This window comes from Natrarchaeobius oligotrophus (genome assembly GCF_003841465.1).
Classification (GTDB): Archaea; Halobacteriota; Halobacteria; order Halobacteriales; family Natrialbaceae; genus Natrarchaeobius; species Natrarchaeobius oligotrophus.
Genome location: NZ_REFZ01000034.1, coordinates 1 through 20,316 on the forward strand (window position 1 = coordinate 1; position 20,316 = coordinate 20,316).

Consider the following 20,316-nt stretch of genomic DNA (forward strand, 5'->3'; position numbering starts at 1 on the left):
CCGCCACCGCTGCTCGACCGGTTGATCGACGACGCACAGAAGATCCACCAGCAACGGCCAGTGTTACAAGAGACGCTCGCTACCGCTACGCAACCGAGGTGTGAGTCTTAGCTAAAGACGAATAATCCGCAGACAATGCAAGGAAACGAGGGCATAGTCGGCGAATCCGCCGCCAGTGACTCTTTGAGCGACCGGCACAACTTCCCTAATGAAGCGGGAGATTTGGGTCATGGACAACTCGACTCTCCCGCTTCAACTCCTTTGATTTAGCGAACCATTCTGCCGCCGTCTAGTGATTCAACACAGCCGATCACGCTTATCGTAGAGGAGGAGTCCATCTTCGCGTTCGTGCACCGCAATCTGATTGATCTCACCGATTCGTTCCGGTGTTGTTTGTCGGTGTCCATTGAAAGCAGCAGCGTTCATGGACATGCCGGGCAACGTCAACGCCATACCACTTGCTGCCAATATCTTCCGTCTGCAAAGTCTACTATTATCGGACATTGCAATTATCCATATTTTACAGGTAAATATAAAATTATTGTTTTACATTATTTATTAGAATTATTATATTTTTAAACTAATATATTTATAAAATCTGCATGGTTAAGATTAAGAAATAAGCCAATCCGAACAACACGCGAGATTGAAATGAGTTCTGTCTCATGGATTCACCCCCAGATTATAGCCTCCTTCCCACACGCTGCAATATAGGGTGAAGCTGTAGTCAATGACAGTGATGTCAATCAACACTGAGAGTATTGAGAGCACAGTTCACTCTCTGAGAGTGTCTGCGAACAGTGCATAGGGTAATCCATTTCACTAGTGCACTTGCAAGCGTCGACTGCTTATCTTATCTCTTCTGACACCTCCCTATAGGCATGGGACGGAAAAAGCACATCGTCAACCTCTCTGACAAGGAACGAAGCGAACTTGAGGCGATTATCTCGACGGGTGAACATAGAGCAGAGGACATCACCCGCGCACGAATCCTGCTAAAGGCTGACGAGGGGCTCACAGATCCCGCGATCTGTGAGCACCTCGATTGTTCGATCTCTACCCCCTATCGCACGCGCAAGGCCTACGCTGAACGAGGGCTTGCGGCGCTTCACCGCCGCAAGCCCGACCGCGACTACGAGCCAAAGCTCGACGGCCGCGATGAGGCCCATTTGGTCGCACTCGCGTGTTCTAACCCACCAGACGGACACTCTCGCTGGACGTATCAACTCCTCGCTGATCGCTTCGTCACCCTCGAGGAGATCGACCTTGAGTCGATCTCCCGAGAGACCGTTCGACAGCGGTTAAAAAAACGACCTGAAGCCGCACCGCTCGAAGCACTGGCTCATTCCGCCGAAACAGAACGCTAAGTTCGTCTACCGCATGGAAAACGTACTTGCGCTCTACCACGAGCCGTACGATGAAGATCGTCCAGTCATCTGCTTCGATGAGTCCAGCAAGACGCTTCACAAGCAGGTCCGCGCCCCGCTCCCGGTCGCACCGGGAGCGGTCGCACGCGAGGACACTCATTATGAACGCAACGGAGAGCGAAAAATCCACATCGCCACCGAACCGCTCACCGGCTGGCGCCACGTCACGGTTACACCAAGACGACGCAAGCGCGAGTTCGTCGAACAAATGCAAGAACTCGTGGATGAGCACTACCCGGATGCGGACTGCATCCGGGTAGTCCTCGACAACCTCAACACGCACAATCCGGCTGCTTTCTACGAGTTTTGTACTCCGGAAGACGCACGAGCGTATCTCGACCGATTCGAGTTTCACTTCACGCCGAAACACGGGAGCTGGCTCAATATGGCAGAAATTGAGCTGAGCGCGCTTACCACTCAATGCCTCAACCAGCGCATCCCTGACGCGGCGACACTCCGAACGGAGGTCGCCACGTGGGAAACTGACCGTAACGAGGCTACGGTCTCGATAGACTGGCAATTCTCTGCCGATGATGCCCGAACGAAGTTACACCGTCTCTATCCAACTATCACGGAGAAAAAGCAGGACTAGGCTGTCCACACTTGCGAGCGCACTAGAAAGCCGATGCGGTGATGCCAATCAACCGGCAATCAACACGGCAAATCCGGTCTCTCGACGTCTCTCCATCGAGCGGTGTTCAAACTCGGGATACAGTTGGAATGTAATGTCCTCCGCTTGAGCCACTGCTGACCGATACCTGCAACGCTGCAGAGAACTATACGTCCGCACTGGTTGGACCAAGACGGCATGGGCTTGTGACTGCTGTACTGTTAGCTACACGCGGCCAGTGGCACATCCAAAGACATCCAATCTGGCTCGGCTTATACAGGATTTACTCTTTGACTACAGAGTAGAAGGTTTACTGTGTCTGATATTATTTCCACAGAGGTGTACACCTACCTCTCTGGGTAGCCCGTCCCCGGACGTGCACGTTTCACACCCCTACCTGCGAGTAGCTGGGGAATCGTTTCTACTACGCATTTGGTCTCTATACTTGGTCCCGCAAACCACACGATTTGCGGTGGTGGAGTAGAGGAGGTCAGCGACACTTTCTCGAGCGGCCGCGAGAGTGCAGCCCGGTGTAATCTACGCGGAACCGAGCGACCGACCACCCGTATTCTCCGCCACCATTCCAGTAATTATATTACACTCTCGATCGGATTGTCACAACGGAAGCCACCTCCAAACGAAGACGCGGGGGCATGCGTACGAAATGCCCCGGGTGCTGGAGACACCCGAGACGATGGCTTCCAAACCCACGCGAGGGTTTAGTTGCCATGTTTCCGTTACTGCCACCGAGACAAAAAGGTCTCGCACGACGTATCGGTACCGCTCACGACCAGCACAGGGAGCCGTACGGCGGCCGAAACGGCGGGTTACGCCTCCGTTCGCTCCGCGCCGGAGCCGACCGCAGACGGTGGTGGCGATGAGCTCGAGTCCCGACGGGACGGTCGACGAGTCGTCGGCGCTCGAGCCGTCCGGCCACGACCCCGCCGATCGCACGGCCGAACCGCGTTGCTATCGTTGCGATCGACCGCTCGAGGACGAGCGCTGGATTCGCCTCGACGCGCGGCCGGGCTCCGGCGTCGCGGACGCCTACGAACGCGTCAGTCGGGCCTGCTGTCCCGACTGTGTGGCGGGTATCGGGCTGCTCGAGATCGCGGTCGATCCGTCCTCGAGCGGCGCGGACTGAGTCGGCGCGAACCGGTTCGGCGGGTCCGTTCGCAGGCGGTGTCGTGACCGAAAGTCGACGGCCTTCGGCGTGGGACGTGCCGAGCTGTCAGACCGCGAGATGATCGAGCCGTCGACGGCACCGGTTCGATATTCACCGCCTCGGAAAGCGGTAATATCCGGGATATCGGTCGGTTGGCCGGAACTCCGACTACACGAGAGGGCTTGTTTCCATCCGGACAACAAGACGAGTTCGAGGCCAATCGAAACCGGTGGCTGAAGCGAACACTTACAGTTTCCTGTTTCGTAACTCTACACAGCATGAGCTACGACACGGAACACGTACGGAATCCCGGTGGCGCTCCGGAACGAATCACCGGGATTCCCACGTTCACGGAGTTGCTGGCCAACGTCGATCTCGCGTCTCTCTATACGGATATCTATCTCTCGACGGCCACAACGGGTCCCGAACTCGCGGAGACGGCGGACGTGTCGAAAAAAACCGCGTACGAGTATCTCCGAAAGTTAGAGCGGGCGGGCCTCGTTAGTGAAACCGGAGATAGCGACGGAACGCGATCGTACGAGGCAACTGCGTTCGAGATGACGTTCACGGTGAGTGACGTCGAAGTGTCGATCACCCCCGAACTCGTCGTGGTGATCGCGCACGCGGACGAGTTCCCGGTCATCGAGCGCGTACTCGAGGAGCGCGGCCTCGTGACCTTCGCGCTGGCGTACGACCTCGTTGTGGCTCACAGCGAGGGCAACGTCACCGTTCGACAACTCGCGACGCTGACCGACCTGTCGTCTGGAACGGCGTACGATATCGTCGAAGCGATATACGAGATCGCAGATCTCGGTGACGACGACGCCGGTCCGACGACGTACTCCCCGAACGACGTCGCAGACGAACCTACCGATCTGCTCGAAGAGTTGACCGACGAGTGAGCGACGACGAATGTACACCGCGAACGTCGTGGACACGGTGATCTTTCGGAGTTTAGGAAAAGATCCGAGTCCACACCTCCAGTCGCTCGAAGACGCCGTGAAGACCGCTGAAACGGAGTTGTGGGTGCCAGCAACCGTCTATCGCGAACTTGCAGACGGGGGGAACGCTGCTAGCAGCGTGAACCCGTACCTCGATCCAGCGATCGAGCAGGGATGGCTTCGCGTCGCAGCACCACTTCCCGGTAATCGAAGCGACGCCTTCGATACCGTCGACGATCCAGTTGAGAAGGCTCGGCACCTCGCAGACGCGTTCTTGAATCGACGGAGCAAGTATCCAGTGACGAACAACTGGCGAGATACGTCGGTGGTGGCGCTGGCTGTGAGGCTATTCGAACGGAATGCGCGGATTCGAATTATCACCCACACGGCCGACGAGCAGTTGGCAGCGGCCTGCGCCCGTATTCCACCCGAATTAGGGTACTACGAGATCGAATCGCGGTACTACAACCCACCGCAGACTGCAAAGTGCGAGTTTCCCACCACCGATTCCCTGACGTGGGACGAGAGGTGACGAGCGACCGTTCGAGTAGTTCCACACCGCTACTCATCGAGTCCACGCGTGTGAGAGAGTCACGCGCTCCGTTAGATCAGTCGACACCGATCACGACGGCACACTCCGGACGCTTCCGAAGCCGCGAGCCGGCCCTGCTGTCCCGACTACACGGCGGGTATCGGGCCGCTCGAGATCGCGGTCGATCCGTCCTCGAGCGGCGCGGACTGAGTCGGCGCGAACCGGTTCGGCGGGTCCGTTCGCAGGCGGTGTCGTGACCGAAAGTCGACGGCCTTCGGCGTGGACCGCCCCGGGACGGTTGACCGAGAGGTGACGGATCGGCCGTCGTCAGTTTCCCGCTTCGGCACGCGATGCTATAATAATGAAGGCTACAAAATTATTAAATAGTGGCAATCACAACAGTATTTTGTTAACCATGAGGGCGAATTTAGTAACGGGGCGAAAGGGCGTCTCGGCGTTCGAGGCCAGCGCGAGTTCGTGGATCGCAGCGACGCGAGTCCTCGTGGGGCTCCTGTTGCTCTACGAGCTGGCGTTCGGCGGCTGGTGGAAGTTCAACAGCGACTGGATCGGACACGGAGCGGGTGAACCGCTCGCCGACCGGGCAGCACGGGCGGTCTCAGATGGGACTTACGTCTGGTACGCGGCCGTTCTCGAAGGGGTCGTGATCCAACAGGCCTGGTTCTGGAGCAACCTGGCGGTGGTACTCCAGCTATCGTTTGCGATCGCACTCCTGGTCGGGTTCTGGGCGCGTCCGGCAGCGATCGTCGGCCTGCTGTACTTCCTGTCGGTGTTCAATATGGGAACGATCAGGACCTCGCCCACGTTCGGGGTGGCGATCGGCTTTTTGCTCGTCGCAAATGCGGGCTATCACTACGGACTCGACGGGTGGATCAGCCGACAGTCGAGCGTGTGGGCGCGACGGTCCGAGCGAATCGCCTCGTTCGGGTCGGTTCCCCGATCGTGGTATCCGTCCATCGCCGCCCTCGCTGCCCTCGTCGGGCTGTACTACCTGCTGACGATTCCAGATCGGGGGTACGCGTTCGCCGACGGGCTGGCGCTCGTCGGCGTCGAACTGACGGTACTGAGTGCGATCGTCGCCGGTGGCTTCGTCCTCGCGTACCGCGGAGGCGAACCGACGGCGATCGCCGCCGACGGACTGCGCGTTTTCGTCGGCTACCGACTGCTTCACGAGGTGTTCGTTCGCGTCGAGCCGGGCGTTAACACGCTTCCCGGCTGGGCGCCGCTGGATCTTCAGCAAGCGGTGTTCGCCGATATCGCAGCGGCTCACGTCACGCCCGTTGGATCGTTCATCGAAATCGTCGTTCTCCCGGTCCTTTCCGTCTGGCTCGTCGCCTTCGCGATCGTTCAGACGGCGGCGGGAATCGCACTGGTCGCCGGCTATCGGACCCGGCTATTCGGATCGATCGCGGTCGGATACCTGATCGTGTTGATCGCGCTCGGGTTCGTCCGGCTGGCTCCGTTGCTGTTGATGAGCGCGGTCGCCGCGGCCGCACTCGGAGGTCGGTACGCGAGTCTCGATGCGGTCAGCGGACGGGCGCGAGCCCCCGCGTCGATCACACTGTCGCGACGGACGTCGACACCGCTTCCGGCGCGGTACGCCCTCGGTGTCGCCGCGGTCGTTCTCATCGCGACCGGGCTCGGTCTCGGCATCGAGCCGAGCGGATACGATACGACGACTGGACCGATCAGCCTGGTCATGGTCGGGTTCGCCGTCATCACGCTCGCGCTCGGGCTACGCGACTTCGTAGAACCGCAGCAAGCGGCCCCGCTGGACGACTGACGCGGTTTCCCCACGAAAACGGCAGTCTACCGAGATCCGAACGAAACGATGCAGTGACCGATCGATACGCGATCCGTACTCAGCGCCGCGTTCGCGGACGACCGACGAGGCCACCGCTTCGTCTCCGAACTCTCGCTTCAGAGATTGCCCGCAAACGCGTCAGCTCGACGGATGAACGCAGTTCCCGAGCGGGACATCGCGCGTTCGAGGCCGTCGGCCGACGGGACGTCCGATCACCGCCATCCGAGACTCCGTCCGACGACCCCGTCCAGCGCCACCCGTCCGTTCGCGTCCGTCGGCGCTCGAGGGTCGTCCACCACGGCGGCTCACCGCTCGCGTTCGAGCTCGTCGATGCGGCGCTCGAGTTCGGAGATTCGTCGCTCGTAACCGCGCCGTCCGTCGAGAAAGTTGTAGATGGCGACGATGATGAGGATCGGAATGGCGAGGTACAGTACGAGCATCGTGAGCAGAACTAGCAACTCGGGGCCGCCCGGTGCGCCGGGAACGAACAGCGGGACCATACGCCGAGTTCTCACTCCCGAAAAATAACTGTTCGGAGCGGACGCCGGCGTCCCGAACCGAAGCGACTTGACGAACGAGCAGCCGCCCCGAGACCGACGCGTCGAACTCGAGTTTCGGTTACCGATCGAACGGAGGTCGGATAATCGGTGACGGTTCGTCCAGCTTTCGGACCAGTCCGTTTCGATGATTTACAGCTATTTCGAGAGTTGGTTTTATCTCCTTCGATGGCGTACATTATCCTGGTGCTTCTCATGAACGACGTAACTATTACCGATGAATCGCGCGAATACTCCCTCGAGCACGGATGGCGAACGCTGGCGATCGCCGGCGGCGCGATCGGGCTACTCGGATTGATCGCGATCGCGTTCCCGTTCGTAGCCGGGCTCTCGGTCGCGATCGGACTCGGCGCGCTCCTGGTCGTCGCCGGGATCGTCCACGGCGTCCACGCCTTCACCGCACGGGGTTGGAAGGGGTCGCTCTGGCAGCTCGCGCTCGCGGCCGTCTCGATCGTCGCCGGCGCGATGTTGCTCGTGAACCCGGTCGTCGGCCTCGCGACTCTCACGATCCTGGCGATCGCGTACCTGCTCGTCGACGCCGTCGTCGAGCTGTGGATGTCGATGCGGATGACGACTCGGTCCGGGCGGGCGTCAGTCGCCGCGAGCGGGCTGCTCTCGCTCGTCCTCGCCGGATTGCTCTGGATCGGATTCCCGGCAGATGCGACCTGGGCGATCGGCGTCCTCGTCGGCGTCGGACTGTTCGTCACCGGGCTCTCGATGGGCGTCGTCGCGATCACCGGACGACACGCCGACGAGGCCGCACGTGCGGCGGCCGAGCCGCGAAGCACGTAAATTCTTTTTATTGCCGGGCGACGAACCGAGCGAGCGGCTGCAGCGGATCGATTGCAGACAGTCTGCTGTCGGTCAGTATCGGGCAACCACAGACGTCTCGCGCCTGCACCGGTAGATCGGTACGACAGTCCGCATCACTCGTCGAACACCGAGTCGAAGAACTTGCGCTCTGCGGTCCGCAGGTGCTGGTTGAACGTCGCCGGCGCGATCCCCAGCCGCTCGGCGATCTCCTCGCCGGTGCTCTCTCGCGGCCAGTCGAAGTAGCCGGCGAAGTACGCCGTCTCGAGCGCCGCGCGCTGTTTTTCGGTGAGTTCCCCTTCGAGGACGGACTGCGATTCGGAGTCGCTCCGGGCGCTCCGTTCGGTGGTTCGCTGTGCGAGGTAGGTGACGTCGTTTCGCTGTTCTTTGATGAGCTCGATCATCTGGCGGGTGTCCCGGCCCCGCGGGAGTTCGACGACGAACCGGAACTCCCCGTCGGCGATGGTGGCCGAGGCGACCCGTCCGCCGTGGGTGGCGATTGACTCGAGCAGCGAGAGAGCCGCCGGAGCGACGAGTTCGAACTCGAACTCGTCCCGTCTGACCGTGAGAAACCGGAGCTCGCCGACGCCGTCGGTTTCCTCGATCGCCTCTCGAAACGCCTCCTGGGAGACGCCGCCTGCCGATCCGTACGCCAGGAGCGTCTCGTCGCCGCGGATCAGCTGATCGATCTCGATCGTACACGATTCGGTCCCGGACAGCGAGATGAGCGGCTCGGCGAACGCTTCCACCCGGAACTCGAGTTCGACGACGGCGTCGCTCACCAGCGCGTCGCGTCGCTCGATCGCGGTGATCGCGTGGGCGATGACGTCGCCGATCCGCGCGAGAATGCTCGTCTCCGGACCGGTGAACTCGTGGGGAGACGAGGCGTAGACGTTCAACACGCCGTAGACCAGATCTTCGTGGATGATCGGGATCGCGACGGACGATCGGTAGCCGCGGGCGGCCGCCTGTTCGCTCCAGGGCTCGTAGTCCGGATTGTTGGAAATGTCGCTGACGACCTGGACCGATCCCGTTCGGATCGCCGTTCCCGATGGGCCGCGGCCGGCCGGTTCGTCCTCGTCGACGGAGATTTCGACGTTTTCGAGGTAGCCGTCCTCGACGCCGGCCGCCGCTTTGGGAACGACGCGGTTGCTGCCGGGGTTGACGCCGCCCATCCAGGCGAACCGGTAGGCGTCGGAGCCGGCGAGGCGGTCGCAAACCTGCTGTTCGAGTTCGGCTCGCGTCTCGGTCGTGATCACCGAGTGCGTGATATCGTGGCCGATCCGGTTGAGTCGGTTGAGCGCCTCGAGCTGTTTGCGCTGATGGCGGCGCTCGCGCTCCTGGCGGGCCCGTTCGCTGGCGTGGTGGATCGTCCGGACGAGTAGCTCGCTCGTGACCTCGTCTTTGACGAGGAAGTCCTGTGCGCCGCGTTGAATCGTCTTGACGCCGACCTGCTGATCTCTGAGGCCGGTGAGAACGACGACCGGCGTCGCATCGTTTTCGTCCTGAATCCGATCGAGCGTCTGTAACCCCTCGCTGTCGGGCAGGTTCAGATCGAGCAGGACGACGTCGATCGGTTCGGATCGAAGCGTCTCGATGCCGTCCTCGAGGCGCTTTTCGCGGATCGTCTCGGTCGTCTGCGCTCCCGACTCGCTCGAGCCGATTCGCTGGGCGAGTTCGTCCGTCTCCTTGAGCATCTCCTCGATCAGTCGGGCGTCGCCCGGATTGTCCTCGACGAGCAGAATGCGGATGGTGTCGTCCGTAACTTCCAGGTCGGACTCGCGTCCGTCGACGTTCGCTCGCGTATCGAAGCCGCTCATCGTCACTCGACCTCCGAGGGGAGTCGAACGACGGAGAACCAGAACTTCTCGAACGCCCGGACGGTATCGATGAACTCGTCCGGATCGACGGGCTTAGTGAGGTACGCGTTCGCGTGTAACTCGTAGGATCTGGCGATGTCCTCCTCGGCTCGCGAACTCGTCAGGACGATCACCGGGATCGACCGAAGGTCCGAATCGCTCTTGAGTTCCTCGAGGACGGCTTCGCCGTCCGTTCGCGGCAGGTTGAGATCCAACAGGATGAGATCCGGCCGCGGAGCGGTGGCGTACTCGCCGCGCTGTTCGAGAAACTCGAGCGCCTCAGCGCCGTCGGAGACGACGTGCAGATCGTTTTCGATCCGCCCCTGCTTGAACGCCTCTTCCGTCAATCTGACGTCGCCGGGGTTGTCCTCGACTAACAGGATCTGTGCTCGTTCCGGTTGCGGGGGGCCAGCGGTGTTCATGTGTGTCTCGTTCTGGGTTCGATTCTGCCGCCATCGGAAGACGGTCCGTGCGCTCGACCTCGCATCGATCCGACCCACGTTCGTTCGTCTTTCTCGGCGAACACGGATATACGTGGGGTCTTCTCACTGGTTTCGGTACTTTCGTTTTCGTCGATAGTTCGGGACGAATCGCGAGCGCGATCGGAGGTGGGTGCGGCGACGGCCGAGGAATCGACGACGTCAGCGGTCCCCACGGGAGAGATTCGACGATCGACAACGGGACGCGCGAACTGTGGTGTGAACTCGTCGTCTCGGTCCGCGCCGTCGGATCGGCGCCGATCCGACGGCTGATTGGCGACTGCCATGATCGAGTGCCGTTCAAGAGTCGATCGACGACGATAAGTGTAGTGCTCGTCGCGGTCCGAGCGGCTCGGTTTCGCGACACTCGCGGAAACCCGACCCTCGCAAGTGCGGTACGGTCTCGCCGGCCCGCGGCGATCGGTCACTCGACGAACGTCGACAGGCGAGGCGTCCGTCCGTCCCGCAGGAAGGTTCGAATCCGGCGTCGATCCCACCCAAGTGGCGAGACGACGCTCTCGCAGGCCCGAATTACCGACGTCGCGTACCAGTCCTCGTCGTAGGTTCGAATCCCTTCGAACGGAAGCCGAACCCGCTCGGAGCCGCGGGCCTCGTCGTCGACGACGACGTAGCGGACGGACTGTCCGGGTCGGCGGTCGATCCCGCGTCGGTCGTACCGTTCGAGCGCGGCCACGGTGTGCGTTCGCTGGCTGTAAGCCTCGAGCGACCGCGAGATTCGCTTCGTAATCTCGAGGTTGGCGGGATCGACCGCACCCGACCGAAGCTCGCGCAGTCGTCGGCCGAGCACGTCGCAGACGGCGCGGGGGTCGCGCTCGCGATCGAGCGCCTCGAGGAACGCGCGCTGGCTCTCCGCGACGAACGGCGGCGTGCTCCGCTGGCGGAGTTCGATGCCCCGAACGGTAAACCCGCCGTCCTCGCGCTTGCCGAAGTACTTCGTCAGCGCACCCGCCGGACCGGACTCGACGCCGCCGGCCTCCGTCGCCGGATCGATCGTCGTACCGGTCTGATCCGAGTCGGGGCTCGAATCGACCGGCGGCGCGGGCGCGCGTCCCGCCTCGGACGCGGGTGCGATCGACTCGCGCAGCGGAACGAAACAGACCCACTCGTAGCTTCCGTCGTCTTCGAGAGGGATTCCGACGGTTTCGCCGATCTCGGCCGTCACGTCATCGAGCGGCTCCGGATCGGGAACGCGCGGGGTCACCCAGAGGCTGTCGACGATGCCGTGGACGATCCGCCACCCCGCGTCCTCGAGCCGACGTTTCGCCGCGAGCGCGATCTCGCGAGCGTAGGCGTTGATCGCCTCGTGGCACTCGATCCGGCCGAACTTCGCGTTTCGGTACCCCTGGTAGCCGAAACACGAGACGAGCACCCACTTGATCGCGCCCGATTCGGCGCGGAGACGGGCCGCTTCGGGTTCGGACGGGTCGGCGGCCAGTCGGCGCTTTCGCTTCTCGCGGTCGGCCAGCAACGGCTCGAGCACGTCGGGGAGAAAGCCGTCGTGACTGCAGCGTTCGTACCCCAGTCCCGGAACGCGGCCGTTTCGTTCACCGACGGTTTCGACCGTTCCGTCTCCGCCACACCCGTCTCGGGCGGCCGGCCGACCGCAACCGCAGTCGATCGTCTCGGGGCTCACGTTGTACTCGCAGATGATGCGGGGATACAGCGACGCGAAGTCGATGGCGTGAACCGTCTCGTGAAAGCCGACCTCGGGGGCGAAGGTGAAACCGCCGCGGTCGGCCGCGTGTAGCGTGCGAACGTCGGTGAACGACTCCGGCTCCCACTTGTTCCAGGGTGCGAGCACCGACCGATCCCGTGCGATCCGGATCTGTCTCGAGGTCAACAGCGTCCCGATGCTCCCCCACGCGGCTTCCTGGAGCGGACGACCCGTTCGCTCGACCATGTACTGCAACCCGTCGAGTCCCGACTGGTTCCACAGGAAACTGTTCGAGGTGTCGACGATCGCTCGCCCCGGCACGCGGTACCGGGCGGGCGAGTGGCCCGCTCGACCGTAACTGACGTACGTGTTCTCTCCGGCTAACTGCGTCCAGCCGGGAAGTCTGCCGAGCCGAACGCCCTCGAGTCCGAGTGCTGCGGCCCGTCGCTCGATCAGGGGGATCAACTCGCCGTGACTCACCACGAGCACGTCGGGATCTCGACGCACGAGTCGACGGCCGAGCGTCCGCAGTACGGCCGCCGGATCGCCCGTCCGCTCGTCGATCGGCTCCCCGTCGAGGCGAAGTGCTGCGACGTCGCCGTCGGCGAGCGCCGGTTCCGAAAGCTCGATCCGAAGCGGACGCAGTTCCCGTCCGGGCGTCGGGTCGATCCCCTCGTCGAGACAGTACCGAACCCCCGGCTCGAGGTCGACGTCGAACAGCCGAAAGGTTCCCGGCGCGTGCGTTTCGCGCTCGTGGACGCCCCGGATCTCTCGGGCCAGCGTCCGCACCTCGTCGACGCGCTCGAGGTCGACGCGAAGCACCCGGCTGCGATCGCCGACGTGCGCCTGATGCAGGTCGGTCGCCCACCGCTCGCGATCGGTCGCATCCACCTTCGGATCGTCCTCGAGGCGCGCCCGGAGATCGACGAGGGCGTCGTCGGGTCCGGAGACGAACAGCGAGGGAGTGTAGTCCTCGACGAGACGCGGCTCGGCACCGTCGCCGGTCAGCGTCCACTCGCGGACGGTACCGTCCTCGAACTCGAACGTGTAGGGGCTCATTCGTCGCCTCCGTCCGGTTCGCCGGCGTCGCTGGCCTCGCACTGACGCCGAGCGGACGATTCGTTCGGTTCCGCGTTCGGCTCGGGCCCGCGACCGTCGGCGTCGACTTCGGATCGATCACCGTCGGCCGCTCGATCGCCACCATCGGCCCCGCGGAGCCGACGGAGTTCGACCTCGTGGGCCAGCAACAGCGACAACAGCAGTGCGCGTTCCGGATCCGTCGGATTAGCGTATCCCGCGGCGTCCGCGAAGCCGCGCGCGCGGTCGAACAGTCGATCGAAGTCGTCCTGGTACTCCCGGCGCAGCGCCCGGCGCATCGGCTCCCAGTCCGCTTCGATCGATCGAACGGCATCCCGGTAGGTCGGATTCGTTCGCCCCATCAGGCGCTCACCTCGAGCAGGCCGCGATCGGCCGCGGTAACGGGATCGAGCCGGTCGACGGTGCCACAGCAGTCGACCCAGTAGGGGATAGTCGTCTGCCAGTAAGTGCCGTGCCAGTACCCCGTCGTAACGGCCTCACCGTCGGTCTCGAACCGAACGCCCTCCCGCGTTCGGACGCACTCGATCGTCGACCGGGCGTAGTCGTCGATCGTCGCCGCTCGTTCGTCGTCGGCGCTCGTGACGACCACCGGACAGTCGAGCACCCGACCGAGTTCCGACAGCGTCTCGAGACTCGAGGCGAGCAGATCCTCGCGCTCGTATGCAGGGAGGTCGTCGTCGCCGTAGAGCGAGGCGACGTTCGGCGCGACGAGTAACTCGGTGGTCGGGTCGCACCGGCGGGTAACCTCCCGGACCAGCGAGTGGTGCTGGTAGGCCGTAAACGCTCTCGCGATCCGAAGATCGGAGAGAACGCCGGGGCTCGAGACCTGGTCGTAGAGAACGCGGGGTGCCGCCGCGTTTCGAGCGTCGATCCAGTAGGCAGACGCGCCGGCTCCGCTCTCGCCCGCCTCGCGGCGGTCGGCGAGGCGATCGCAGACGAGTCGGTGGACGATCGTCGACCGCGGCGTCGGTACCGCAAGCAGCGTCAGTCCGGATTCCAGTTCGAGTGAGCGCATACTCGGTCGCTCGAGCGACGAACGCATAAGCGACGGCGTGCGGATTCCGATTTTCCGAAACCGTTCGAACGGCGGCGTCGATCGCTCGCTCGAACGCGAAACGGCAGTTCGGCGTTCCGTATCGGATTTCCGAAACGGTGCGCCCGGCGCACGGACGAGGGTCGATCGCACGTCGCACCGGTCGTTCGTCACTCGGCGTCGAGGCGGGCGTCCTCGTCGACGAGGCGGTACGTCCGGCCGCGCCGTTCGCCGACCGCCTCGACGAGGTCGTAGTGGACCATCTTCGTCAGGTAGTTCCGGAGCGTCCGCGTCGTCTTCGGGTCGTCGACGCGCCGTTCGTACGCCGAATACAGCTTACCCGGCTCGATCTCGCCCGCATCGGCGATCAGTTCGTACAGGATTCGCTGGTGTTCGATCAGTCCCTCGATCGTCTTGCGCCTGATCGCCGTCCGCGCGTCCGGCGTCGCCGCCTCGAGTACGTCGTCGGTGATCGACGTCGCCCCCCGCCGCTCGGCTTCGAGGGCGGCCGAACGCAAGATACCGATTCCGACGCGGGCGTCGCCCGACGCCGCGTTCGCGACCGTTCGCAACCGGTCGGCGGTGACCGATCCCGGCTCGAGGGCCATCTCGGCACGCTTTTCGAGGATCGCCGTCAGTTCGTCCGTGCCGTACCGGTCGAATCGAACCCGGGTTCCGGCGCGAAGCCGAGAGCGGACCCGGTCGTCGAATCCGGCGAACATCTCGTCCTCGCGGTTGGCGATCAACACGGGCGAGACGTGCCCGAGCCGGTGGAGGTCGTAGAGCGCGGCCGTCTCCTCGAGCTGGTCAACCTCGTCCAGGATGACGACGATCGGTCGATCGTCCGTCCGACCCAGTCGGTCGAACAGCTCGTCTTTCGGCGTCGACCGGTGGACGCCCGTCGTTCGACCCACCGCCTCGAGGACGCTGTAGAGCACCCGAAACCGGGTGTACTCCTGCCAACAGTTGACGTAGGCGACCTCGACGGCGGGTTCCTGCTTACAGAGCTGAGTCAGGGTGTACCGCGCGATACAGGTCTTTCCGACGCCCGTCGGACCCAGGAGAAACGCCGGGTTCGGCCTCCGATCGTACAGCAGCGGCTCGAGCGTCTCCGAGAGGAGGTTCACCTCGTCGTGGCGGTGGACCACCTCGCTGGGAACGAAGTCCTCGCGCAGGACGCGGTCGTCGACGATCACGTCAGTGAGGTTTCTGCCGGAGCGACTTAAGCCCGGTCGGGTCGATTCCGAAACTTCCGAAAGAATTCGTATCGCAGTAGATGGTTTATTAGTCGGCGTCGCGGTGACGGTGGGCCGGTCGATCGTCGACGGCGTCGAACGGTCGGTCGCAGTGCGGTCGTGTCCGGTGGTCCCCACTCCAGCAACTGTGGTGGGAACGGAACGTCTCGAACGCGTAAAACGAGAGCCGACCCGATCGTCGCGCTCACACCCCTGCTTCGAGGCCGACAACCGCGGTTGCGGATACCGCATCGAGGATCGGTCGCGAAAACGGTCCTCGAGGGCGGACGAAGGCGGATCGACTCGAGTCGACGGCTGGCGGCAGGGAAATCGGTGGAGTATCGTGGGCATGCGCTTTAATCACAACCAACACGGACTCCACCGTCCGGGACGGCCGCTCGTCTCGGTACCTGCAATTTCGACCGACCGCTTGAGCCGAAGTCGACGGACGACGAACCGCTCCGGCAGTGCGTCGTCGGGATCGCGTCCGAGGGCACCGGCCGCTAGCCGGAACGTCCGGCGGCCACCGGAGCAAACCGAGACGGCGGACCGTTGCGTGTGCGATCGGTTCGTCGTCGGTATCAGTAGTGACGATCCCACCGCTCGAGTCGACCAACGGAGGAACCGGGTGACACCTCGTTACGACTCGACCGGAACGGCGTCCCGGCCTCGACGTCGACTGGCGGCTACACGAGGTGCGAACCGCCGTATCGGTCTCGGAAATCCCGCTCGAACGGGACGAATCGGGCGGCCGATCCGCACGGAGACCGAGAGAACGTAGCTCCCGAGAGCGGACGGCGCGACGGACGGCGGACTCGCCCTCGAGACTGGTACCATCGCCGTTCCACAGTTCCGTTAGTGGTTGTAATAGTTCTCGCGCGCGCAGCGTCGAGGCGCCCACCGTGATTTGTAGACGACGGCCGGTTTCGCGTCGCCCGTTCCGTTCTCGAACGGACGCGACGACAACGGATAAATTCCATACTGCGATATCAAATCCGCAGTCCGGCCGACGTGCAGGGAACGGGAGTCGAAGAGACGGATATCGGCCACCGCCGTCGAAGCGACCAATCCGTCGACCCCAGATGGACGACGCGTCAGTCGCGGGCGAAGTTTCGAGAGCGCGTGGTTTCTTGCCGGTGGCCGAGAAACGGCAACGTATGGAGGAACTCTCGCTTGGCGTTCCGAAACCGATTCTCGAGCGACTGCCGGACGACGACGAAACCGCGGCGGCGGACATGCAGGAAGCAGTCGCAGGCTGGCAAGCGCGACTCAACCGCGCGATCGACGACGCCGAGGACGATCGGGAAGCCGCAAAACGGGTACTCGAAGCCATCGACCGGTTCGAAGAGCGCCACCGGACGTACGACGAACTCGTTCCCGAACTGCGTGCGTGGGGCCAGTCGCCGATCTACGCGATTACCTGGCGGACGCTGTACGCCGACGTGATCGCCCAGCTGTACGAACACGACGAACTCGCCGAGTACATAGAGCGCGAACGGAACGCGCGATTGGTACAGGACGGTATCAGAGTGCAGGACCGATGACCGGTTCTTCGCGGTCGATGGTCCGCTCGATTTCCGAGATCGGACGGTCCAGCCATCGTAAGTTCGAATGCGGTAGCGACGGTCGGCGTCAGACGATGGTCAGACGCACGTCAGAAAAGAATCCTCGGTCTTTTTTTACTGGTTCATTGCACGGCGTGTATGGGGCACGGGGAGTCAGTAAGTATCACGGTCGTTCAGAAAATTGCCGCGCTCGACGGAACGCAGCCCGCGGAACTCGACCCACCGCTCTACGAGGCGATCGATACGGACGCGCTCGACGCGCTGTTCCGACCCGCCGACGCCGAGGGCGGCTCGAGCGTGCGGATCGAGTTCACCTACAACGGATACTCCGTTCTCGTCTGCGGTCCCGACGACGTCCGGGTCGATCCGATAAATCAATCACCCGAATCGACGGAGGATGCGCCAACCTGAGTTGGATGCAATCGCCGTCCGACTCTTCCGAGTTGCGCCGCAATCAGTCGAGATCGTGAGAAGAAACTAGCTCGAGGCACTGCTCGATCAACGCGTTTCCGGCGTACTGGACTCGTCTGTTTCGTTCGTCGTATTCGATGAGTCCTGCCGTCACGAGCGCAGGAAGGTGCTCGTGAACGAGTTCGATCTCGATCCTGCGTCGATCGCGCTCGTCGACGCGCTCGTCGACGAACGCGGCGAGCTCGTCGACGGTCGCGGCATCCGTCGATCGTCTCGTGAAGTACCGAAGCGCGTGTCGCCGTCGCTCGGACGCGATGATACGGAACGCTGTACTGGGGGAGACCACAGCGTGGTCCCCCCCGGAATCGTCAACTCCGATCTCGGTTCCACCAGGGTGATAGTGGTTGTCTAGCATTGCCCGAGGCTGTACAACCTCTATTTATATAAATCATGATGTTATTTTGAGCCAACACGTCGAAAGGACTCGAAAGCGACGACGAACGAGCCCGTGAACGCGTCGTACGGATTACTGTACCGATGTACCGGTGCACCTGCCGCCCGGGTCGCGGGCGCGCCGTTACAGTAAACCGTCTCAATCGTGCTACAGCCGCCGTCGCAGGCTCGGAACGCAATCTCCCTCGGACAACCGGGTCCACACCGATCGAAACGACGATCATCGATCGGGAGACCGCTCGAGCCAGTCCTGCGATCCGAGCGTGAACGGGAACAGTACGGAAAGGTTGATGAGTAGCGACCGTACACCGCAGATACGGTTCGAAATCAGACTCGAAGGTATGATCGTGCTGTCCGTCTTCACCGTGTGGCTGATCGTCGTCGCGTTCTACGCCGTATTCTTCTACGGAGTCGGTGAGAGTCGCACTCAGGCGTAAACGAGTCCGTCGACGAGGTCGACCCGTCACCCGAGGCGTTCGAGGACCGGTTCCGGTCGGACAACGCCCGTGACCGTTCCGGGAGCCGACGCGTTGCTCGCGTTCGGCCGATTTCTCAGGACCACCCGTTCGGCGGTCGATGACCGTCAGCCGTTCGCGCCTCGACCGATACTCGAACGACGCCGAGCGTCGGACAGTCGACGCTCGAGTCCGTTCCGGGCAGTTCGAAACCGGCAGAAACCGAACTGGAGTCGAGATCGCGACGACGCACTGTCGGAGCGATTCGCGGCGGTTTCAGACGTCTCCGTCACAGCCGGCGATCAGTGATGTAAAGCGCGGTGATGGTTCGACACAGCCTACAGCTAACGCAATTTGCAGGCCCTTCCCCGGGTAGCTGTACGCACTTCGAACTTTTGTGGTTTGTCTATCACCGGTCTTCGAGATCGTCAGTGTCCGATAACGATGCGAGATGATTCGTATTCGTCCCGGTAGTACCTCGACGGAAAGACGCGTGTTTACGGCCCTTCCTTCGTAATGAGAACTGAGGATGAATTCCGTCGAAAAATATCAGTCTGTGTTCGTCCTCGGAGCGATCATCGGTGGACTCGCGCTCGGTCAGGTTTCCGGTGTCGCATCAGTTGCAGACGCGCTCATCCTCCCATTTTTGATGGTGATGCTGTTCGGAGCGTTCGCGGGGATGCCGCTTTCGAAGCTCCGATCCGCCTTCGGAAATCGTCGCGTTGCCGGATCGAGTCTCCTGGTCAACTTCGTGTGGAATCCACTGCTCGCCGTCGTTCTCGGTGCGATCTTCCTTCGTGAGTATCCGGCGCTATGGGTGGGACTGATCATGCTCATGGTTACACCATGCACTGACTGGTACCTGATTTTCACTGACATCGCCGATGGCGATGTCCCGCTAGCGACATCCATTCTTCCGTACAATCTCGTTTTACAACTCGTCCTGTTACCCGTCTATCTGTACGTGTTGGCGGGTGAGCTCGTCGAACTCCCGCTCGGGTTACTGATCGAGAGTGTCGTTCTCGTGTTGATCGTCCCACTCGTTCTTGCAACGATCGCGCGAAAGGGGCTGATCCGCTGGCGAAGCGACCGGTGGTTCAGACGGTCGTTCCTCCCGAAACTCAGTCCACTTCAGATCGTCTTCTTGAGTCTCGCCATCGGCGCGATGTTCGCTTCACAGGGACAAGAGGTCGTCGGGAATCCGGAACTGCTCGCGTTGCTTGCGGTACCAGTCGTCTTCTTTTACGGTATTAATCTCGCTCTCGGGTTCGGAATCGGGCGGGCGCTATCGTTCTCGTACGAAGAGATGGTCTGTTTCAACAATACCGTTCTGTCACGAAACTCCCCGACAGCTCTTGCAATCGCAGTCGTCGCGTTTCCACACGAACCGTTGATTCCGCTAGCACTGGTCATTGGGCCCTTGTTGGAACTACCACTGTTAGGGATCGTTGTACAGATCCATCAGGCTATTCGAGGACGGGATTGGTGGCCAGACGATTCGACCCTGTCGCTCGACAGAAACTGATAGCGGTAAATCGTTGCCCTGTACTGACCGGAAAATCAGTAGTCCGCTATTACCGAAATCTCGGACAATGAGCGTATACTACACATACAAACTTACCGTAAGGTTCCACCAGTGACCTCAATCATGATAGATTCTCAACTTGTCTCCGTTAATTTGGACATCGTAATCGGCAACAGTGAACGAAATAGAAATCGTCTCCTCATCAGTAACAAGCGAATCAAGTGCCTCCGGGTCGATAAAATCATACAGTGGATCCTCCAGGACTGTCGGAAGATGAACTGGTCTAACATCTTCCAAAGAAGCAAGGACATCAATGACAGCCATGCTTGGTGCTACATTTGACCAATCGTATTGACTCTGAACTGACTCCGAGCGTGTGTTGTGATTCACCACAGTTCAAAGTAGCACCGTACTCGGTTATACTTGGTGTGAGATAGTGAGTGAAAACTCTGTTTTGCTCAGCCTTGCGCCTGTACTAACCGGAAAATCAGTAGTCCGCTAATGCGGAGATCTCGGTCAGTGAACGTACACTACACGTGCGAATGGAACGGGCAAACTCGCTCTCGCATTCGCGAACAGAGTGAGCGATTCACCGCCGGAGCGGGGTGAAACCCCGCGACGGCGGCCTTTTGGCATCAACGGGTTTTGCCGGGGGTTGAGGCTG

General features: G+C 62.0%; 19 protein-coding genes and 1 pseudogene. 10 read left to right on the plus strand and 10 right to left on the minus strand.

The window, feature by feature from the left end; all coding sequences use genetic code 11:
- Window positions 1-123: 123 nt before the first annotated feature.
- Window positions 124-231: pseudogene (locus tag EA472_RS21130) on the minus strand (IS5/IS1182 family transposase); the annotation flags it as partial.
- Window positions 232-881: 650 nt separating this feature from the next.
- Between EA472_RS21130 and EA472_RS22820 the strand changes: the two are divergent.
- The 6 genes from EA472_RS22820 (at window position 882) to EA472_RS21155 (ending at window position 6,476) form a co-directional block, all read left to right on the plus strand.
- Entirely contained in the window at window positions 882-1,367 is a 486-nt protein-coding gene (locus EA472_RS22820) for a helix-turn-helix domain-containing protein (protein WP_207891200.1), read from the plus strand.
- Complete coding sequence (locus tag EA472_RS22825) at window positions 1,345-2,019, plus strand: IS630 family transposase (RefSeq protein ID WP_243637932.1); 675 nt, start codon at window positions 1,345-1,347, stop codon at window positions 2,017-2,019. Before EA472_RS22820 ends, EA472_RS22825 begins: the two co-directional genes overlap by 23 nt.
- An 895-nt stretch (window positions 2,020-2,914) precedes the next feature.
- A complete protein-coding gene (locus tag EA472_RS21140) occupies window positions 2,915-3,181 on the plus strand; it encodes a hypothetical protein (RefSeq protein ID WP_124193463.1) in 267 nt (88 codons plus the stop codon).
- A 299-nt stretch (window positions 3,182-3,480) separates the two neighbouring features.
- Window positions 3,481-4,104, plus strand: coding sequence for an ArsR/SmtB family transcription factor (locus EA472_RS21145; protein ID WP_124193464.1), 624 nt, complete (start codon window positions 3,481-3,483; stop codon window positions 4,102-4,104).
- A 10-nt stretch (window positions 4,105-4,114) separates the two neighbouring features.
- The gene (locus tag EA472_RS21150) at window positions 4,115-4,675 is read left to right on the plus strand and encodes a hypothetical protein (RefSeq protein ID WP_124193465.1); all 561 of its coding nucleotides are present in this window, start codon (window positions 4,115-4,117) and stop codon (window positions 4,673-4,675) included.
- A 415-nt stretch (window positions 4,676-5,090) separates the two neighbouring features.
- Window positions 5,091-6,476, plus strand: coding sequence for a hypothetical protein (locus EA472_RS21155; RefSeq protein WP_124193466.1), 1,386 nt, complete (start codon window positions 5,091-5,093; stop codon window positions 6,474-6,476).
- Between the two features lie 326 nt (window positions 6,477-6,802).
- Here EA472_RS21155 and EA472_RS21160 read toward each other — a convergent pair whose 3' ends face one another.
- Window positions 6,803-6,997 carry a hypothetical protein gene (locus tag EA472_RS21160; protein WP_124193467.1) on the minus strand — a complete coding sequence of 65 codons (195 nt, stop codon included), beginning with the start codon at window positions 6,995-6,997 and terminating at the stop codon, window positions 6,803-6,805.
- A gap of 225 nt (window positions 6,998-7,222) precedes the next feature.
- Between EA472_RS21160 and EA472_RS21165 the strand changes: the two genes are divergently transcribed.
- Complete coding sequence (locus EA472_RS21165; RefSeq protein ID WP_394341363.1) at window positions 7,223-7,846, plus strand: HdeD family acid-resistance protein; 624 nt, start codon at window positions 7,223-7,225, stop codon at window positions 7,844-7,846.
- A gap of 134 nt (window positions 7,847-7,980) precedes the next feature.
- On the opposite strand, the gene EA472_RS21170 is transcribed toward EA472_RS21165, so the two are convergent.
- The 6 genes from EA472_RS21170 to EA472_RS21195 all read right to left on the minus strand — a co-directional run bounded on the left by EA472_RS21170 (window position 7,981) and on the right by EA472_RS21195 (window position 15,204).
- The gene (locus EA472_RS21170) at window positions 7,981-9,684 is read right to left on the minus strand and encodes a bacterio-opsin activator domain-containing protein (protein WP_124193468.1); all 1,704 of its coding nucleotides are present in this window, start codon (window positions 9,682-9,684) and stop codon (window positions 7,981-7,983) included.
- A 2-nt stretch (window positions 9,685-9,686) separates the two neighbouring features.
- Window positions 9,687-10,145: a response regulator gene (locus EA472_RS21175; RefSeq protein ID WP_124193469.1), complete on the minus strand. Its 459-nt coding sequence runs from the start codon at window positions 10,143-10,145 to the stop codon at window positions 9,687-9,689.
- Between the two features lie 481 nt (window positions 10,146-10,626).
- Window positions 10,627-12,936, minus strand: coding sequence for a DNA polymerase domain-containing protein (locus EA472_RS21180; protein ID WP_124193470.1), 2,310 nt, complete (start codon window positions 12,934-12,936; stop codon window positions 10,627-10,629).
- Window positions 12,933-13,316, minus strand: a complete 384-nt coding sequence (locus EA472_RS23170; protein WP_243637931.1) for a hypothetical protein — start codon at window positions 13,314-13,316, stop codon at window positions 12,933-12,935. The genes EA472_RS21180 and EA472_RS23170 overlap by 4 nt, the downstream gene beginning before the upstream one ends.
- The gene (locus EA472_RS21190) at window positions 13,316-13,990 is read right to left on the minus strand and encodes a hypothetical protein (RefSeq protein ID WP_124193471.1); all 675 of its coding nucleotides are present in this window, start codon (window positions 13,988-13,990) and stop codon (window positions 13,316-13,318) included. Before EA472_RS21190 ends, EA472_RS23170 begins: the two co-directional genes overlap by 1 nt.
- A 188-nt stretch (window positions 13,991-14,178) precedes the next feature.
- Window positions 14,179-15,204: a Cdc6/Cdc18 family protein gene (locus tag EA472_RS21195; RefSeq protein WP_124193472.1), complete on the minus strand. Its 1,026-nt coding sequence runs from the start codon at window positions 15,202-15,204 to the stop codon at window positions 14,179-14,181.
- A gap of 1,196 nt (window positions 15,205-16,400) precedes the next feature.
- Between EA472_RS21195 and EA472_RS21200 the strand changes: the two genes are divergently transcribed.
- Window positions 16,401-16,787, plus strand: a complete 387-nt coding sequence (locus tag EA472_RS21200) for a hypothetical protein (protein ID WP_124193473.1) — start codon at window positions 16,401-16,403, stop codon at window positions 16,785-16,787.
- Between the two features lie 159 nt (window positions 16,788-16,946).
- Window positions 16,947-17,219: a HalOD1 output domain-containing protein gene (locus EA472_RS21205; protein ID WP_165874959.1), complete on the plus strand. Its 273-nt coding sequence runs from the start codon at window positions 16,947-16,949 to the stop codon at window positions 17,217-17,219.
- A gap of 43 nt (window positions 17,220-17,262) precedes the next feature.
- Here the strand turns inward: EA472_RS21205 and EA472_RS21210 are convergent, their stop codons facing one another.
- Complete coding sequence (locus EA472_RS21210; protein WP_124193474.1) at window positions 17,263-17,634, minus strand: DUF7344 domain-containing protein; 372 nt, start codon at window positions 17,632-17,634, stop codon at window positions 17,263-17,265.
- 1,022 nt (window positions 17,635-18,656) lie between these two features.
- On the opposite strand from EA472_RS21210, the gene EA472_RS21215 reads away from it, so the two are divergent.
- Window positions 18,657-19,652 (plus strand): arsenic resistance protein, encoded by a 996-nt coding sequence (locus EA472_RS21215; RefSeq protein WP_124193475.1) that lies wholly within the window; start codon window positions 18,657-18,659, stop codon window positions 19,650-19,652.
- A gap of 117 nt (window positions 19,653-19,769) precedes the next feature.
- Here the strand turns inward: EA472_RS21215 and EA472_RS21220 are convergent, their stop codons facing one another.
- Entirely contained in the window at window positions 19,770-19,976 is a 207-nt protein-coding gene (locus tag EA472_RS21220) for a HalOD1 output domain-containing protein (protein ID WP_124193476.1), read from the minus strand.
- Between the last annotated feature and the right edge of the window lie 340 nt (window positions 19,977-20,316).

Coding starts and splice junctions, on each gene's coding strand:
- EA472_RS21210 (WP_124193474.1), bottom strand. CDS start 17,634: ATGCTAGACAACCACTATCACCCTGGTGGAACCGAGATCGGAGTTGAC.
- EA472_RS21180 (WP_124193470.1), bottom strand. CDS start 12,936: ATGAGCCCCTACACGTTCGAGTTCGAGGACGGTACCGTCCGCGAGTGG.
- EA472_RS21200 (WP_124193473.1), top strand. CDS start 16,401: ATGGAGGAACTCTCGCTTGGCGTTCCGAAACCGATTCTCGAGCGACTG.
- EA472_RS21165 (WP_394341363.1), top strand. CDS start 7,223: ATGGCGTACATTATCCTGGTGCTTCTCATGAACGACGTAACTATTACC.
- EA472_RS21220 (WP_124193476.1), bottom strand. CDS start 19,976: ATGGCTGTCATTGATGTCCTTGCTTCTTTGGAAGATGTTAGACCAGTT.
- EA472_RS21155 (WP_124193466.1), top strand. CDS start 5,091: ATGAGGGCGAATTTAGTAACGGGGCGAAAGGGCGTCTCGGCGTTCGAG.
- EA472_RS22820 (WP_207891200.1), top strand. CDS start 882: ATGGGACGGAAAAAGCACATCGTCAACCTCTCTGACAAGGAACGAAGC.
- EA472_RS21145 (WP_124193464.1), top strand. CDS start 3,481: ATGAGCTACGACACGGAACACGTACGGAATCCCGGTGGCGCTCCGGAA.
- EA472_RS21175 (WP_124193469.1), bottom strand. CDS start 10,145: ATGAACACCGCTGGCCCCCCGCAACCGGAACGAGCACAGATCCTGTTA.
- EA472_RS21140 (WP_124193463.1), top strand. CDS start 2,915: ATGAGCTCGAGTCCCGACGGGACGGTCGACGAGTCGTCGGCGCTCGAG.
- EA472_RS21170 (WP_124193468.1), bottom strand. CDS start 9,684: ATGAGCGGCTTCGATACGCGAGCGAACGTCGACGGACGCGAGTCCGAC.
- EA472_RS21215 (WP_124193475.1), top strand. CDS start 18,657: ATGAATTCCGTCGAAAAATATCAGTCTGTGTTCGTCCTCGGAGCGATC.
- EA472_RS21160 (WP_124193467.1), bottom strand. CDS start 6,997: ATGGTCCCGCTGTTCGTTCCCGGCGCACCGGGCGGCCCCGAGTTGCTA.
- EA472_RS21190 (WP_124193471.1), bottom strand. CDS start 13,990: ATGCGCTCACTCGAACTGGAATCCGGACTGACGCTGCTTGCGGTACCG.
- EA472_RS21205 (WP_165874959.1), top strand. CDS start 16,947: ATGGGGCACGGGGAGTCAGTAAGTATCACGGTCGTTCAGAAAATTGCC.
- EA472_RS21150 (WP_124193465.1), top strand. CDS start 4,115: ATGTACACCGCGAACGTCGTGGACACGGTGATCTTTCGGAGTTTAGGA.
- EA472_RS23170 (WP_243637931.1), bottom strand. CDS start 13,316: ATGGGGCGAACGAATCCGACCTACCGGGATGCCGTTCGATCGATCGAA.